Source organism: Kitasatospora sp. NPDC101155 (genome assembly GCF_044768305.1).
Lineage (GTDB): Bacteria > Actinomycetota > Actinomycetes > Streptomycetales > Streptomycetaceae > Kitasatospora.
The window spans coordinates 1-15773 of record NZ_JBIWPN010000096.1 but is presented as its reverse complement, the minus strand read 5'-3'; the positions used below and the strand labels follow the sequence as shown (position 1 = coordinate 15773).

Here is a 15773-nt window from a genome sequence, read left to right as displayed (position 1 = left end):
GCCCCGACGAACCCCCTCCGCTGGACCTGCGGACGCCCTCCGGTCGTCGGCTGCACTACTGAGTGGCGCGCATCCGCTCCTCGATCCGTCGGCGAACGTCGGCGGTCAGGAGGGCCAGTCGCTCGGACACGGCGGCGGTGGGCATCTGAGGGGAGCGGATTCGGCGTGCGGCGGGCGGGAGTTGGGCGAGATCGGCCTCGAAGGCGGCCCGGGCGTCGGAGAGCGTGCCCGGTGAGCTCGCCCGCTTGCCGTCCGCCATGACCGTCCGCAGCAGAGGCGTTGTCCCGGGCAGGCCAGCCTCCTCCAGCAGGGCGATGGTGTCGGTGAGCCCCGGACCCCGGAACACCTGCTTGGCCCCCGGCGCGGTGACCTTCCCCGTCGACAGCTTCATCATCGGCCGGCCGTCGTACGCGACCAGCTTGTACGCGGCATCCAGGTACGGCGCGTCCGCCGACACCCCGACAAGGGTCCCGACCGCGAAGACGTCGATCGGCGCCCCGGACTCAACCAGCCGCTCGACCCCGTACTCGTCCAGCCCGCCGCTGGCCGTGATTCGTACACCGGGCAGCCCGGCCCCGTCCAGGATCCGCCGCGCGGTGACCGCCAACGCTCCCAGGTCCCCACTGTCGAGCCGTACGGCACAACCCTCCTGTAGCCCCAACTCCTGCAGTACCTGGGCGGCTACAGCGACCCCGCGTGCGGTGTCGTACGTGTCGACCAGGAAGGTGACCGGCCCGGGGTGGGTCCGGGCGAACGCGCGGAAGGCAGCCGCCTCGTCGCCGAACGCCTCGACGTACGAGTGCGCCATGGTGCCCACCGCCCGCAGCCCGTAGGCGCGGGCCGCCGCCACGTTGCTCGTCCCGACGAACCCGACCATCGCGCCCAGCCGCGCCGCCTGCACGCCCGCCGGGACGCCGTGGGTGCGTCGCAGCGAGAAGTCCACCACCGGCCTACCCGCCGCCGCCAGCACGCACCGGGCGGACTTCGACGCCACCGCGCTCTGGTGGCACACCTGGTTGAGCAGGTACGACTCCACGAACTGCGCCTCCGGCAGCGGTGCGGTGACCTCCAGCAGCGGCTCCCCGGGCAGCACGATCCGCCCCTCCGGCACCGCCCGGACCTCGCCGGTGAACCGCAGATCCCGCAGTGGTTCCAGCTCGGTACATGGGCGGCCCAGCACTTCGGCGAACGCGGCCACGTCGGTCTGGTCCACCCGGAGTTCGGTGAGGTGGTCGAGGGAGGATTCCAGTCCCGCCGCGACCAGGAAGCCGCGCTCGGGCGGCGGCTTCCGGACGAAGAGGCTGAACGTGGCCGGTGCCGTCATGCCCTCCCGCAGGTAGGACAGGGCCATCGTCACCTCATACAGGTCGGTGACCTGGGCGTTCGACATGGCATCAGATCCCTCGCTTGCGGAGCCTGGCTGCTACGAACCCGGCGAGCCCGGCGACGGCGGGTGCGGCGAGATCGCCCCAGGTGAGTGGCACGGTGTCGAGGACGTCGCGGAGGAACGGCAGGTACAGGGCACCCGCCGCGAGTGCGGCGGAGGCGAGGACGGCGGCGGGGAGGAAGAGGTTGGCACGGTTCAGCAGCCGCTCGCGCAGCCCCAGGACGGTGCCGAGCTGGGCGGCCAGGAGGGCGAGGAACAGCACGGTCTGCCAGGGGCGTTCACCGTGGCGGGCCCAGATCGCCGCGCCGAGGGCGGCTGCCGCGAGCACGAGGCCGAGCAGCAGCACCCGCTGCCACACCCCGGAGCCCAGGATGTGCTGGTGCGGCGGGCGCGGGGGCCGGGCCATCGCGCCGGGGGAGACCGGCTCGGCGCCCATGGCGACGCCGGTGAGGCCGTGGGTGAGCAGGTTGATCCAGAGGATCTGTCCCGCCCGCAGCGGCAGTGCCAGGCCGAACAGCGGACCGGCCAGCATCACCAGGATCTCGGCCGCCCCGCCGGCCAGCCCGTACACCAGGAAGCGGCGGATGTTGTCGTAGACCCGCCGGCCCTCCTCCACCGCGCTGACCACGGTGGCGAGCTCGTCGTCGGCGAGGACCAGGTCGGCGGCCTGGCGGGCGACTTCGGTGCCGCGCCGGCCCATGGCCACGCCGATGTCCGCCTGGCGCAGGGCCGGGCCGTCGTTGACTCCGTCGCCGGTCATCGCGGTGACGGCGCCGCGGGCGCGCCAGGCCTGGACGATGTCGAGTTTCTGCCTGGGGTCGGTCCGGGCGAACACCCGCGCGTGGGCCAAGTCGGTGACCGCCAAGGACTGCCCGCCGACCACTGCCCCGGGCCCGGCGGTCGGTTCGAGCAGGCCGACGCGGACGGCCAGCGCCCGAGCGGTGGCCGGGTGGTCGCCAGTGACCAGGATCGGAACGATGCCGGCCCGGCGGCACGCGGCCAGGGTGGCGGCGGCCGAGGGCTTCGGTGGGTCGGCGAGCGCGGTCAGCCCGAGCAGACGAAGAGCCGTTTCCGCGTCCTCGGGCGGGTCGGGGAGCCGGTCGAGGTTTCTCCGGGCCACGGCGAGTACCCGGAAGCCCTCGGCGGCGAGTTCGGCGGCGGCGCGGCGGGTCTTCTCCAGCAGTTCGGGCGGCTCGGCCAGGACGGCGGGGGCGAGAACGGCCTCCGGGGCGCCCTTGAGACAGACCAGCAGGCCACCGCCGGGCGTCCGATGGACGGTGCTCATCCGCCTGCGGACGCTGTCGAACGGCGCCTCGGCGACCCGGGGGAACGCCTCCCGCAGCCGCTCGTAGTCCAGGCCGGCCTTGCCGGAAGCCGTCAACAGGGCGGCCTCGGTGGGGTCGCCGAGCGCTCCCCACTCGCCGTCCTCGCCCGTGGGCGGCCGGAGGGCGGCGTCGTTGCACAGCGCTGCGGTGGTGAGCAGGTCCCGCGTCTCGTCGTCCGCGGCTCCGTCGAGCAGGATCCGGCCCTCCGGCCCGTACCCGAGACCGGTCAGCGTGGCCGTCGAGTGCGGTGTCCAGAGGCGTTCGACCACCATGCGGCCCTGGGTCAGGGTGCCGGTCTTGTCCGTGGCGAGCACGGTGACCGAGCCGAGCGTCTCGACGGCCGGCAGCCGCCGGACGACGGCGTGGCGGGCCGCCATCCGGCGCGCGCCCAGGGCGAGCGCGAGCGTGACGACGGCGGGTAGCGACTCCGGCACAGCGGCCACCGCCAGGCTGATCGCCGTCACCCCCATCTCGCCGGGCGGCTGGTGGCGGAGCAGACCGAGGACGAAGACCAGCGCGCACAACCCGACGGCCGCGGCGGCCAGCACCCGCCCGAGCCCGGCCAACCGCCGCTGGAGCGGTGTGGGTTCGGGACGGGGGCGGAGCAGGGCGGCGATCCGGCCGAGCGCGCTGTCGGCGCCGGTGGCGGTGACCACGGCGAGGGCTCGGCCGCGCAGCACGACCGTCCCCGCCTGCACGACACCGTCGGCCTTCTGCCGAGGCTGTACGGCTTTGGCGACCGGGAGGGACTCGCCGGTCAGCATCGACTCGTCGACCAGCAGGGCCGCAGCCTCGGTGAGCCGGGCGTCGGCCGGGACGATGTCACCCTCGGCGAGGGCCACCACGTCGCCCGGCACCACCTCGGTGGACGGGACCCTCCGCTGCTCGCCGTCGCGCAGCACCCGAGCGGCCGGCGCGGAGAGCCGCGACAGCGCAGCGACGGCGCTCTCGGCCCGGACCTCCTGGACAACGCCCACGATCGTGTTGACCACGATCACCAGCGCGATGACCACCGCGTCGGGGTGGTCGCCGATGGCCAGGGTCAGCGCCACGGCCGCGAGCAGCACCATGATCAGGGGATCGCGCAGTTGGGCAGCCACCCGGGCCCACAGCGGCACCCGACGGTCGGCGCCGACCTCGTTCGGGCCGTGCGCCGCGAGCAGCCGTGCGGCCTCGGCGGTGGTCAGGCCGGAGGTGGTGTCGAGTCCGTGGGCAGAGACGGTCACGGCGGCGGTCCGTCAGTCGGTGAACAGGTGCGGGTGGGGCGGTAGGGTCGCCGCGGCGTCTTCGGGCGCGTGGTGGTAGTGGTGGATCAGGGCGTCCGGGCCGGGGAAGTACTCGGTCACCCGGTCGTTGTCGGACCAGCGCACGTCCCATGGCGGACTGCCGTCCGGATGGTGCAGTCCGACGATCTCGCCGTCCCTGCGGGCCGCGCCCGGCCGGGTGGCCTGGACGATGATGCGGTCTCCCACGGCGGCTTTCATACCGTCCTCCCTGGGTCGGTGCTGGGTCGGGGCACGCCCGGCCGTCCGTACTCCCATGCCACCACGGCAGGCCGGGCGCCGCAGGGGCCGGATGGTCCCGGGCAAGGGGCCCGTCTGCGGGAACGGGCTGAGCACGGGAAGGCCGGCGAGGTCCTGGTGAAGCTGTCCGACGGTGCCGGCCTGCTGGTGGTCGGAAGCCCGCGGTGTGCGTCTCCGCTCGGAACACCGCCGCCGCCGTCGCCACGCCGATCGTCGCCAGCAGCGTCAGTGCCAGCCCGACCACCAGGCGGCTGTACGCCCGGTCGAACGGACAGCAGAGCGGATTGCGGTCCCGGCCGGCGGCCCGGCGAACGTGCTGCCACAGGGACGTGCGCGAAGCCGGGTGCCTGTGCGTGGTGGCTGCGGCGGACATGACGCGCCTCCTCCGTGCCGGGGCGGCATGTGCTCCCAGGGATCAGTGTCAGCAGGTCGCCCGGTACCGGCACGTCGTCACCGCCGTCACCACGGGCCCCGCGCAGTCGGACAACCCGCGGGCCGGCAGCACGCGGGCGCATGCCCCGGCCCGCTGGACGTATCCCGTCGGGCCCGGGACCGGCAGCGTGCCCGTCCCGGACGGCACCCTGGCGGGGACGGCCGTCCCGGTCGGGCTGAACGATGCCGGGTACGCGGTTGGTGCACCCATGGGGACTGGGGAGATCCTCTCGGACGCCGTACTCGCCGGCTTCGGCACGGTGACCGTGCTCGGGTGCGGCGCGGCGGGCGCCTTCGCCCTGCGTCGCCGCGCACTGGAGCGGCGGGCGGAGGCGGGCTGGGAGTTCGCTTGGGAGCAGGTGGGACCGCGCTGGTCCGGGCGTCGGTGAGTGGGCTGGTCTCAGAGGTGGAAGCGGCGGGTCTCGCCCGGTCGGATCGTCGCCTCGGTGCCGCGCAGGCGGATGCGGACCGGGTCTTGCCGGTCCTCGCGCAGGCTCACCGTGACCGTGTGCCGGTCGACGGCGATCGCGACGCCCCAGTGGCCGCGGTAGCGCAGGTCCAGCTCCAGTCGGCCGAGGGCGGACGGTAGGCGCGGATCGAGCCAGAGGGCGTCCTCGCGGATCTCCAGGCCGGTGTAGCAGCGTTGCAGGAGGTCCACCGCGCCCGCCATGGCGCCCAGGTGGACGCCCTCGGCGGTGGTGCCTTGCTGGGTGTCGCGGAGGTCGGCCACCAGGGCGTCGCGGAAGTAGCGCCAGGAGGCGCGGCGGTCGGAGCGGGTGAGCACCCAGGCGTGCACCACCGAGCTGAGCGTCGAGCCGTGGACGGTGCGCCGCAGGTAGTAGTCGGTGCTGCGGCGCAGCAGTTCGTGGCCGGTGGGGTGGCCGAGGCGGCGCAGCAGGTCGCGGACCTCGCGGGCGGAGAACAGGAACCAGAGCATCAGCGCGTCGGCCTGCTTGGACGCCTTGTAGCGGTTGACGGTGTCGCCCTCGGCCTCCAGGATCCGGTCGAGCCGGCGCAGGTCGGGGTAGCGCTTCCGGTAGGCCGCCCAGTCGAGTTCGGCGAGCCGCTCGTAGCCGTCGAACTGGCTGATCACGCCCTCGTGGAAGGGGACGTGCAGGTGCCGCTCGACCTCCTGCCAGCGGTCGAGTTCCACGGTGCCGAGTGCGAGTCGCTCGCGCAGCTCGTCGCGGCGGTAGCCGGGGAGGACGTCCAGGGCGTCCTGGGCGCGGGCCAGCACCCAGGACGCCAGCACATTGGTGTAGGCGTTGTCGTTCAGGCCGGGCCGGCCCGCCCAGGGGTAGGCGTCGTGGTACTCGTCGGGACCGAGCACACCGCGGATCGACCAGCGGCCCCAGTCCCGGTCGTAGGTGGCGGCGGAGGACCAGAAGCGTGCGATCTCCAGCAGCATCTCCGCGCCGGCCGTGGCGAGGAAGTCCCGGTCCCCGGTGGCCTGGTAGTACTGCCAGATGTTGTACGCGACCGCCGAGCCGACATGCCGCTGGAGGTGGCTGTGGTCGGGCAGCCAGCGGCCGGACAGCGGGTTGAGGTGCAGCTGCTGGGACTCCTCGCGGCCGTCGCTCGCGCTCTGCCACGGGTACATCGCGCCGTGCAGCCCGAGCTGGTGGGCCTGTCGGCGGGCGGCGTCCAGGCGGCGGTGGCGGTAGCGGAGCACGGCGCGGGCCAGTTCGGGGAAGCGGAGGTTGAGCAGCCGCAGGACGAACAGCTCGTCCCAGAAGACGTGGCCCCGGTAGGCCTCGCCGTGCAGCCCGCGGGCCGGAATGCCGACGTCCAGGTCGACGGAGTGCTCGGAGTAGGTCTGGAGCAGGTGGAACAGGTTCAGGTGGAGCGGGCCGGTGCCGTCGAAGTCGGCGCCGATCCGGCAGCGGCGCCACAACTCCGCCCAGCGCAGAACGTGTTCGGCCAGGAGCTCCTCGAAGCGCCCGGCCTCGGCGGCGAGCAGGATGGAGGCGCGCAGCGGGGTCCCGATCGCCCGGTCGCGGGAGGTGTGCAGGGCGACCGTCTTCTCCACCGTGACGGGCCGGCCGCGCTCGGCGTCCAGAGTGAGGACGTGGGCCACCCAGCCGTTGCGACACTCGGTTGCCACATCGGCGCCTTCCGCGCTCGTTCGGGCGGAAAGGGCGATGCGAAGCGGCGAGTTGACCGCGTCGGCCTCCAGCCAGAGTAGTCCCGTCCCGTCAACGCCCTGACCGGCCGAGGTGAGGTGGCGTTCGGTCAGCCCTCGGTAGCGGTCGACGCCGGTGTTGGCGACGCGGCCGTCCAGACCTGAGCGGACCTCCAGCGGGCCGGACCAGTTCTCCGGGGTGAAGGTGCTCTCCAGAGCGAGGAGGTGGGGCCGGGCCTGGCTGGCGAGCCGGCGCTGGACGAGCCGGGTGCGCCGCCCCCGGTCGTCCACCACAAGCGCGGTGCGGGTGAGGAGGCCCTGCCGCAGGTCCAGTTCCAGTGTCTGCTCGGCGGGCGGGCGGGCGAACCACGTGCCGCCGGGTGCCCGGAAGGTCAGTGGCAGCCAGTTCGGGCAGTTGACCAGGTCCTCGTTGGCGACCACGCGTCCATCGATCGTTGACTCCGTGCGGTCGTAGCAGCCGGCCAGGTACGTCCCCGGGTAGTGGACACGGTCGGCGACCGATTCGGGTGCGGCGCCGCGGCTGACCACGTAGCCGTTGCCGACCGCGCACAGCGCCTCCCGCAGTCCCTCCTCGTGTGGGTCGAAGCCCTGGTAGCGGAGGGTCCAGGGGTCCGGCATGTCGGGGTACCCCGTTGCGATGTGGTCTGCCACCTCGCCACCTCCGTGCCGGCCGGCCTGCCTCCAGTCTGCGCACCGCGCCGCCGACCCGCTCGGCGCCCGGTTCGGACACCGCCTGCCAGCTCACAGGGGCGGGCCGTGCGGCCGTTCAGTGGGCCGGGGGGGCGGCCCTCCCGTCGTGGACGGCGGGGGCGGAGGCTGGAGGGGGGAGCAGGGCGACTGCCGAGGAGGCGCCATGTCCACCGTCCACCCGCCGCACACCACCGTCGAGGCCTTGCTGGCCGACGGCACCACCGTCGAACTCCGGCCGCTGGGCCCGGACGACCACCGGGCGGTGCTCGACCTGCACACCGAGGGGATGTCGCAGGAGAGCCGACGCCTGCGGTTCTTCGGGGTGAGCCGTAACGCGCCGCAGCAGGCCGCCGACCGGCTGTGCGGTCCGTCGCGGACCGGTCTGCTGGCGCTCGGCGCCTGGGCGGGGGAGGAGCTGGTCGGCGAGGCGGACTGCGAGCTGCTGGACGACCCGCCGGAGACCGCGGAGCTGGCCCTGGCGGTGGCCGACCGCTGGCATCACCGGGGCGTGGCCACCCTGCTGCTGGAGCACCTGGTGCACGCCGCCCGAGCCGCCGGAGTCCGCTTCTTCGAGGCCGACACCCTGTTCGGCAACCGGGCCGTCCACCAGGTCTTCTTCGGCCCGCTCATCGTCCTCGGCCTGGGCGGCACCGCCGCCGACGTCCTGGCCGACCGGACGGCCAGGCTCTCCCCCTCGAGCGAGCACGACCTGGCCGCCATGGTCTCTGAACTCCGCATTGCACCACTGCTGTTCGGTCAGCACGGCGCTCCGGCCGTGGACCGGCTTCACCGACCTCGCCGACCACCTCACCTGGGACCTCGACGACACAGAGCAGAGGATGCCCGGCTGACGGACCGCCGGCGCGACAGCCCACATCGACAGGCGAGCCGACCGGTTATGGGCCCAGCAGGAGGTGACTGGAACGTAGCGTCGCGGCCGTGTACTCATGACGCCGAGGCATCGCGGAGCCAGTGGGCGAAGTGGCGGGCCTGAGACGGTGGGTTGAGACGGCGGATCCATTCCACCTCCCGTACTGGATCCCCGTGGTCGGAGACGGCGGAGACGACGACGGTATCCGGGGCCGTGCCGAGGACTCCCTCGGCGAGGAGTGTCTCCAGCGTCGCGACACACACCTCGTACACGACCTCGGGCCAGTCGAGGAACTCCGAGCCGCGGGCGGTCAGCGAGCGGCCGAGCAGGCGGCGGTTGAGTAGGCAACATGCCACCGGCCCCGCCGAGTTGGGGGAGGAGGCATCAGCGGATGAGCACCCGCTCGCCCGAGCGCGGGACCACGGCCGTCCAGCCGAGTTCGCGGTCGATCCGGTCGCGCAGCGCCTCCGAGCCCTCCGGCTCGCCGTGGACGAGGTAGACCGCTCTGGGCGGCGGGGCCTGGCGCAGCCAGTCGATGATCTCGGCGGCGTCGGCGTGCGCGGAGAAAGCGGGGACGTTGACCACCTCGGCGCGCACCGGGACGTAGGTGCCGTACATCTTCAGCGCGCGGGCGCCGTCCACCAGGTCGCGGGCGCGGGTGCCCTCGGCGGCGTAGCCGACCACGACGACGGTGTTGCGGGCGTCGGGCAGCAGGCGGGCGAGGTGGTGGACGACGCGGCCGCCGGTGGCCATGCCGGAGGCGGAGACGATGACGGCCGGGCCGGGGGCGTGGTCCAGGGTGAGGGAGTCCTGGAGGGAGTGGATCAGGGTGAAGGGCTCCGGGTCGAGGGCGGCCGGGCCTTTGGCGAGGACGTCGGGGCGCAGCTGGTCGGAGCCGGCCGCGAAGGCCTCCCGGTAGATCTGCAGGGTGGCGAGCGCCATCGGACTGTCCACGTACACCGGGACGTTGGAGGGCAGCCGGCCCGTCCGCCGCAGCTCGGTGAGCTGGTGCAGGACGACCTCGGTGCGGTCGACGGCGAAGGACGGGATGACGACGGTGCCGCCGCGGGCCAGGGTCCGCTCCAGCGCTCGGGCGAACCACTCGCGGGCGGCCGTCTCCTCGTGGTGGCGGTGACCGTACGTCGACTCCATGAGCAGGACGTCGGCGCCGGTGAATGGTTCGGGCGGGCGCAGCAGTGGGTGGACGGGGCGGCCGAGGTCGCCGCTGGCGGCGATGGTGTGGCGGTCCTCCAGGGTGAGGTGGGCCCAGGCGGAGCCGAGGATGTGCCCGGCGCGGTGCAGCCGGAGGACGATTCCCGCGGTGATCTCGACGTCGGTGTCCAGCGGGACGGGGTCGAACATTCGCAGGGCGTTCTCGACGTCCTTGTCGTCGTAGAGCGGTTGGGCGGGCCGGTGTTTGGACCAGCCGTGCTCGTTGGCGTGGTCCGCCTCCTCGCGCAGCAGGTGGGCGCTGTCGCGCAGGATCAGCTCGGCGATCCGGGCGGTGTCGGGGGTGGTGAGCACGGGCCCGCGGAAGCCGTCGCGGACGAGCCGGGGCAGGTAGCCGCAGTGGTCCAGGTGGGCGTGGGTGAGCACGACGGCCCGTACGTCGGCCGGGTCGAGCGGCAGTGGGCGGCGGTTCAGCCGGCGCAGTTCGGCCAGGCCCTGGAACAGGCCGCAGTCGATCATCAGGCGGGCGTGGTCGGTCTCGACCAGGAACTTGCTGCCGGTGACGGTGCCCACGCCGCCGAGGAAGGTCAGCAGGCCGGGTCGGGGCTGCGGTCGGGGCTGTTGCGGTTCGGGTTGGCCGGTGTCCGTGGTCATGGCCGCCTCCAGCATGGTACGAGGTCTCAACATCGTCCCGCCGCCCGGCCGCGTTGTCCTGGGCCGAATCGGCCCTGGCGGCAGGGGCCGTCCGGCCCTGTGCGGGGGCCCGCGGCAGGCGGACAGTGAAGGCGGGACCACCGAGGAGGAGTGAGGACGATGCAGCACCGCAGCGTCAATGACGTGATGACCCGTGAGGTCGTCACCGCTCGGCCCGACACGTCGTTCAAGGAGGTTGCGGCGCTGTTCCACCGCAACGACATCACCGCGATCCCGGTGATCGACGACCAGGGCTGCCCGCTCGGCATGGTGTCGGAGGCGGACCTGATCCGCAAGGAGGCCGTGCTGCCGGATCCGGAGGGCCGCTACCCGGGCCGCTGGCTGGATGCCAAGGACCGGGCCCGCGCCGAGGCCGAGACCGCCGGCGGGCTGATGACCAGTCCCGCCGTCACCGCCCGTCCGGGCTGGTCGGTGCCGGAGGCCGCCCGCGCGATGGACAAGCACAAGGTCAAGCGGTTGCCCGTGGTGGACGAGATCGGTCGGCTGGTCGGCATCGTCAGCCGCCGGGACCTGCTGCAGGTCTTCCTGCGTCACGACGCGGCCATCCGGGACGAGATCAACCACGACGTGCTCGGCCAGACCCTCTGGCTCGCCCCCGGCGATGTCCAGGTGGCGGTGCACGAGGGCGTGGTCACGCTGAAGGGGCGGCTGCCGCGTCGCAGCCTGGTCCCGATCACCGAGCAGCTCTGCCGTTCCGTGGACGGTGTGGTCGCGGTCCACGCCACCCTCGACTGGACCGAGGACGACACCGAGCCGCATCTGGAACACCCGCGCGCCTACCGCGCCGCTTTCTAGGAGGCCGCCGTGACCAGCACACCGAGCACAGTCGCCGACGTGATGACCCACGCCGTGGTCGCCGTCGGCCGTGACGCGGACTTCCGCGAGGTCAACGAGACCCTGCAGCGCTGGCAGGTCAACGCCGTCCCGGTGCTGACCGGCGACGGCCGGGTGATCGGCGTGGTCTCCGAGGCCGACCTGCTCAACGCCCGCGACCGGGACGGCGAGCGCGCCGACGCGCTGACGGCCGGGCGGATGATGTCCGTCCCGGCGGTCACCGTGCACCCCGGCAGCCCGCTCAACGAGGCCGCCCGGGCGATGGCCCGGGGCCACCTCAAGCGGCTCCCGGTCGTGGACGAGGAGGACTACCTGGTCGGCATCGTCAGCCGGGGCGACTTGCTCAAGGTCTACCTGGAGGACGACCGCGAGCTGGCCGACCGGGTCCGCTTCGAACTCGTCGCCACCCTAGGCCCGGACGCCGGGCTGGCCACCGACGTCCGCTCCGAGAACGGCAGGATCACGCTGACCGGCGACCTGCCCGACGCCACCACTGCACCCGTCCTGGAGCGCCTGGTGCGCTCCGTGCCCGGTGTGGTCGGCGTCGAGCTCCGGCTCACCGCCCCGGCCTGACGGGGGCCTGGACAATGCTGGTGCTCGGCTCCTCTGCTCCCCATGGACCGCTCGGCTCGGTGGGCCTGGCTGTCGCGGCTCACGCACCCTGCCCCGTCGTCCTGGTCCGGGCGACGCCCGAGCCGACCGGGCCGCCCCGGGACGTGGTCGTGGGCATCGACGCGCACGACCCCGCCGAGGCCGTCCTCGCATTCGCCCGGAAGGCCGCACTGGCCTCGGGCGTCCCGCTGCGGGTCGTCCACACCTGAGGAACCGTGGCCCGGGTGGGCCCGGGGATTGAGCCGAACGGCCCAAGCGCCAGGACATACCCCGACGGCACGGTGGAGGTAACCCACCTTCCATCACGGCCGAGGAGGCGTCGATCATGTACTGGAACGGCATGGACGGCTGGGCCATCGGCCTCATGACCGTGACCACGGTGCTTTTCTGGGCGCTCGTGGCGTACGCCATGGTCGTCTTGTTCCGGCACCCGGGAAAGACGGCCGAGCACGGTGCGGAGTTCCCCACGTCCACGGCGGCATCGCCCGTTCGGCGCACCCCCGAGGAAGTGCTCGCTGAACGCCTCACCCGAGGTGAGATCGACTCCGGCGAGTACCGCACCCGCCTGGATGCCCTGCACGGCGGCGGCGATCCGCCGGCCTCCGACTGACGACGCACCCATGGAGACGGCCATGCCCACCCTTACCCTCGACGCCGCCGCACTGGAGAAGCTGGTCGCCGCGGCGGTCGCCGCACCCTCGATCCACAACAGCCAGCCCTGGTGCTTCCGGCTCCAGCCGGACACGTCGACCCTGGAGGTCCGGGCGGACCGGAGCCGGGCCGTCCCGGCCGCCGACCCGCAGGGCCGGGCGTTGCACATCTCCGTCGGCGCGGCCGTCCTCAACCTGCGGGTCGCCGCCCGCCACCTCGGCTGGGCGCCCGGGGTCCGTCTGCTGCCCGACCCGGCCGAACCGGACCTCTTCGCCGCCGTCCGGCTGGACGCCCCGGCCGCGGCGCCCGTTCCGGGCACCGAGAAGCTGTACGAGGCGATCTGGCACCGGCACTCCATCCGCACACCGTTCACCGGCGATCCGGTCCCGCCAGCCGTCATGGACGAACTCGCCACCGCGGCGCGGGCGGAGGACGCCGCCCTCCACCTGCCCGACCACGCGGAGACCGCCCGACTGCTGCACCTCACCGCCGAGGCCGAGCGCCGCAACACCACCGACGAGGCTCAGCGCACCGAGAGCCGCAGCTGGATCCGCACCGGCGATGCACCGCCCTACGGCATCCCGGTCGCGGCGCTCGGCCCGCAGGACATGGCCGGCCACCTGCCGATGCGCGACTTCGCCGCCATCCACGCCGCCGAGCACCAGGCCCCCGCCCTGTTCGAACACGAGCCGCGCATCGCCGTCCTCACCACCGAGCACGACACCCCCGAGGACTGGCTGCGCGCCGGCCTCGCCCTGGAACACGTCCTGCTCGCCGCCACCGTCCACGGCGTCCGCGCCTCCCTGCTGCACCAGGCGATGGAGTGGCCCTACCTGCGCTGGGAGGCCCGCGACCCGCACCAGCGCCCCGGCTACGTCCAGATCCTGATCCGCCTCGGCTACGGTCCCGAGGGCGCCCCGACACCCCGGCTCGCGGCCGGCGAGGTGCTGGAACCGTCCTGAGGCTCACGGACTGGGCGCAAGGAACTCGTCCCGGAAGAACCAGCTGTCCTCCCAAGGACGTTGTAGGCCACTCCGTCCCGGCTTGCGGCATTGAACCTGGGATGTCAGGACGGATGTCCGGGGTTCCCTCGCGGAGTTTGCCCGTCCCGAGAGCACGGTCCGGTCTGAACGACTGTCCTGTCGCATGAGGCTGAGCGCGGTGGAGAGCTGACGGTCACTCGCTGGGCAACGGGACCCGCCAGACCAGTTCGGTGCCGCCTTCTGGGCGGGTGTGGGCGGTGAAGGTGCCGCCAGGAGCGGAGGCGCGGTCGGCGAGGTTGGCGAGGCCGCTGCGCCGGCCGTCCTCGGGGAGGCCGATGCCGTCGTCGGTGACGGTGAGGGTCAGGTCCGTGTCGGCGGTGACCGAGGCCTCGACAGTGGTGGCCTTCGCGTGCCGGGCGGCGTTGGACAGGGCCTCCTCCAGGACCGCGACGGCGGCGTCCGCGATCTCGGTGGGCACGGTGGCGTCGAGTAGGCCGGTCATCCGCAGGGCGGGGGTGAAGCCGAGGGAGCGGGCGGCGCGTTCGACGACCTCGACGAGGCGGGTGCGCAGGCCGGTCGCCGCCGGGCCGGTCTCGCGCAGGCGCAGGCCGAAGATGGTGGCGCGGATGGTCTTCGCCGTCTCGTCCAGGTCGTCGATGGCCCGCAGGACGCGGTCGGTGGCCTCGGGGTGCTCGATGAAACGGGTGGCGCCCTGGAGGGTCATCCCGGTGGCGAAGAGGCGCTGGATGGCCAGGTCGTGCAGGTCGCGGGCGATCCGGTCACGCTCCTTCAGCAGTGCCACCTGCTCGGAGTCGCGGCGGCGCTCCGCGAGCTCCATCGCCACCGCGGCCTGGCCGGCAAAGCCCAGCAGGGGCCCGGACTCGCCCTCGTCGAACAGTGGTGCTCCGGCAGCCCGGGCGAGCATGAGCACGCCGTGTACGCCGCGTTCGGCGGTGCCGATGGGCACGGCGATCGCCGGGCCGAGACCCTCCCAGCGTGGTGGACCGACGGTGATTCTCGGGTCCTTCTGAACGTCGGGACTCACCACGAGCCCGCCGGTGCGGGCAGCGGCGCCGACGAACGAGCCCTCCACGGGCAGCACCAGGCCGCGGTGCTGCTGCTCGCCGAGGCCGACGGCGATCCCGACCTCCAGCTCGCCGCTGTCCGGTAGTGGCAGGGCGACGACGGCGAGGTCTGCGCCGGCGATCTCGGTGGCCCGGGCGAGCAGGAGATCCAGCACCTCGTGCTCGGCGCTTCCCGAGAGCAGGCTGTTCGTGACCTCGGCGCTCGCCTCCAGCCAGCGCTGCCGCTGCCGGGCCCGGGCGTAGAGGCGGGCGTTGTCGATCGCGACCCCGGCGGCGACGGCGAGGGTGGCGAGCACCGACTCGTCCTCGGCGTCGAAGTCGCCGCCGCCGCGCTTCTCGGTGAGGTAGAGGTTGCCGAACACTTTGTCCCGGATGCGGATCGGCACCCCCAGGAAGCTCCGCATCGGTGGGTGGTTCGCCGGGAAGCCGTAGGAGGCCGGGTGGTCCGAGATCCGGGTGAGCCGCAGCGGCTCGGGGTGGCGGATCAGCTCGCCGAGGATGCCGTGTCCGGACGGCAGGTCGCCGATCTGCTTGACCTGGTCGTCGGTGACACCGACCGGGATGAACTGGGACAGCAGCTGGTCCTCGCCGATCACGCCGAGTGCGCCGTACTCGGCGTCCACCAGGGTGGCTGCCGCCTCGACGATGTGCTGGAGTGCCTGGGACAGCTCAAGGTCGCGCCCGACCGCCAGCACCGCCTCCAGGAGGCTGTGCACGCGGTCGCGGGTGCTCCGGGCCGCGTCGAGCCGGGCCTGGAGCTCGTCCAGCAGCTCGTCCAGGCGCAGCTTTGGGACGGGGGCGGAATTCTCCGATGTGCTGTCCAAGGAATCCTCCGTGACTCGGCCCGACGCCACTGCCCAGCGTAGGCGCGTCCTGCGTGCCACGCCGGGCACAAGAGGGCCTACCGGCCCAGGGGAGGACCCCCACCGGTCCCCTGGCGGCGGACGCGGACCCGAAGAACGCTGGAAGAGCGGAAGCAATGGCTCCGCCACCCGAGAGGAGCGACCGTGGCATGAAAGCGCTCACCTACCACGGACCCGGCCGCCGCATCTGGGACGACGTCCCCGACCCGGTGGTCCGCGACCTGGAGGACGCCGTCACCATCTGCGGCACCGACCTGCACATCCTCAAGGGCGACGTCCCGGAGGTCGAGGAGGGGAGCATCCTCGGCCACGAGGCCGTCGGGACCGTCACCCGGACCGGACCGGGCGTGCGCACGGTCGGCGTCGGCGACCGCGTGCTGGTCTCCTGCATCTCGGCCTGCGGGCGCTGCGCCTACTGCCGCGGCGCGAGCTACGGCCAGTGCACCGGCGGTGGCGGCTGGATCCTCGGCCACCTGATCGACGGCTGCCA

General features: G+C 73.4%; 14 protein-coding genes. 8 read left to right on the top strand and 6 right to left on the bottom strand.

Features of this window, described 5'->3' with window-relative positions; genetic code table 11:
• Positions 1 to 55: 55 nt before the first annotated feature.
• The 3 genes from ACIRYZ_RS45225 to ACIRYZ_RS45215 are packed head-to-tail and all read right to left on the bottom strand — an operon-like array spanning position 56 to position 4196.
• Positions 56 to 1390 (bottom strand): nicotinate phosphoribosyltransferase, encoded by a 1335-nt coding sequence (locus ACIRYZ_RS45225; RefSeq protein ID WP_402955172.1) that lies wholly within the window; start codon positions 1388 to 1390, stop codon positions 56 to 58.
• Positions 1391 to 1394: 4 nt separating this feature from the next.
• Positions 1395 to 3938, bottom strand: coding sequence for a cation-translocating P-type ATPase (locus ACIRYZ_RS45220; RefSeq protein ID WP_402955169.1), 2544 nt, complete (start codon positions 3936 to 3938; stop codon positions 1395 to 1397).
• 12 nt (positions 3939 to 3950) lie between these two features.
• A complete protein-coding gene (locus ACIRYZ_RS45215; protein ID WP_402955166.1) occupies positions 3951 to 4196 on the bottom strand; it encodes a DUF1918 domain-containing protein in 246 nt (81 codons plus the stop codon).
• 410 nt (positions 4197 to 4606) lie between these two features.
• On the opposite strand from ACIRYZ_RS45215, the gene ACIRYZ_RS45210 reads away from it, so the two are divergent.
• Positions 4607 to 5056 (top strand): hypothetical protein, encoded by a 450-nt coding sequence (locus ACIRYZ_RS45210; RefSeq protein WP_402955163.1) that lies wholly within the window; start codon positions 4607 to 4609, stop codon positions 5054 to 5056.
• Between the two features lie 11 nt (positions 5057 to 5067).
• Here ACIRYZ_RS45210 and ACIRYZ_RS45205 read toward each other — a convergent pair whose 3' ends face one another.
• Entirely contained in the window at positions 5068 to 7461 is a 2394-nt protein-coding gene (locus tag ACIRYZ_RS45205; RefSeq protein WP_402955160.1) for a glycoside hydrolase family 65 protein, read from the bottom strand.
• Between the two features lie 202 nt (positions 7462 to 7663).
• On the opposite strand from ACIRYZ_RS45205, the gene ACIRYZ_RS45200 reads away from it, so the two are divergent.
• On the top strand, positions 7664 to 8494 hold the full coding sequence (locus ACIRYZ_RS45200; RefSeq protein ID WP_402955157.1) for a GNAT family N-acetyltransferase: 831 nt from the start codon (positions 7664 to 7666) through the stop codon (positions 8492 to 8494).
• A 261-nt stretch (positions 8495 to 8755) separates the two neighbouring features.
• Here the strand turns inward: ACIRYZ_RS45200 and ACIRYZ_RS45195 are convergent, their stop codons facing one another.
• Entirely contained in the window at positions 8756 to 10195 is a 1440-nt protein-coding gene (locus ACIRYZ_RS45195; RefSeq protein ID WP_402955155.1) for an MBL fold metallo-hydrolase RNA specificity domain-containing protein, read from the bottom strand.
• Between the two features lie 159 nt (positions 10196 to 10354).
• Between ACIRYZ_RS45195 and ACIRYZ_RS45190 the strand changes: the two genes are divergently transcribed.
• From ACIRYZ_RS45190 to ACIRYZ_RS45170, 5 genes are all read left to right on the top strand, one after another.
• A complete protein-coding gene (locus ACIRYZ_RS45190; RefSeq protein ID WP_402955153.1) occupies positions 10355 to 11050 on the top strand; it encodes a CBS domain-containing protein in 696 nt (231 codons plus the stop codon).
• Between the two features lie 9 nt (positions 11051 to 11059).
• Positions 11060 to 11662, top strand: a complete 603-nt coding sequence (locus tag ACIRYZ_RS45185; protein ID WP_402955151.1) for a CBS domain-containing protein — start codon at positions 11060 to 11062, stop codon at positions 11660 to 11662.
• Between the two features lie 20 nt (positions 11663 to 11682).
• A complete protein-coding gene (locus ACIRYZ_RS45180) occupies positions 11683 to 11910 on the top strand; it encodes a hypothetical protein (protein WP_402955149.1) in 228 nt (75 codons plus the stop codon).
• Positions 11911 to 12026: 116 nt separating this feature from the next.
• Positions 12027 to 12311, top strand: a complete 285-nt coding sequence (locus ACIRYZ_RS45175) for an SHOCT domain-containing protein (protein WP_402955147.1) — start codon at positions 12027 to 12029, stop codon at positions 12309 to 12311.
• 22 nt (positions 12312 to 12333) lie between these two features.
• Positions 12334 to 13314 carry an Acg family FMN-binding oxidoreductase gene (locus tag ACIRYZ_RS45170; protein WP_402955145.1) on the top strand — a complete coding sequence of 327 codons (981 nt, stop codon included), beginning with the start codon at positions 12334 to 12336 and terminating at the stop codon, positions 13312 to 13314.
• A gap of 214 nt (positions 13315 to 13528) precedes the next feature.
• Here the strand turns inward: ACIRYZ_RS45170 and ACIRYZ_RS45165 are convergent, their stop codons facing one another.
• Positions 13529 to 15244 (bottom strand): GAF domain-containing protein, encoded by a 1716-nt coding sequence (locus tag ACIRYZ_RS45165; RefSeq protein ID WP_402955143.1) that lies wholly within the window; start codon positions 15242 to 15244, stop codon positions 13529 to 13531.
• Positions 15245 to 15432: 188 nt separating this feature from the next.
• Here ACIRYZ_RS45165 and ACIRYZ_RS45160 point away from each other — a divergent pair.
• The coding region (locus ACIRYZ_RS45160) for an alcohol dehydrogenase catalytic domain-containing protein (RefSeq protein ID WP_402955141.1) at positions 15433 to 15773 on the top strand (341 nt) is incomplete at its 3' end.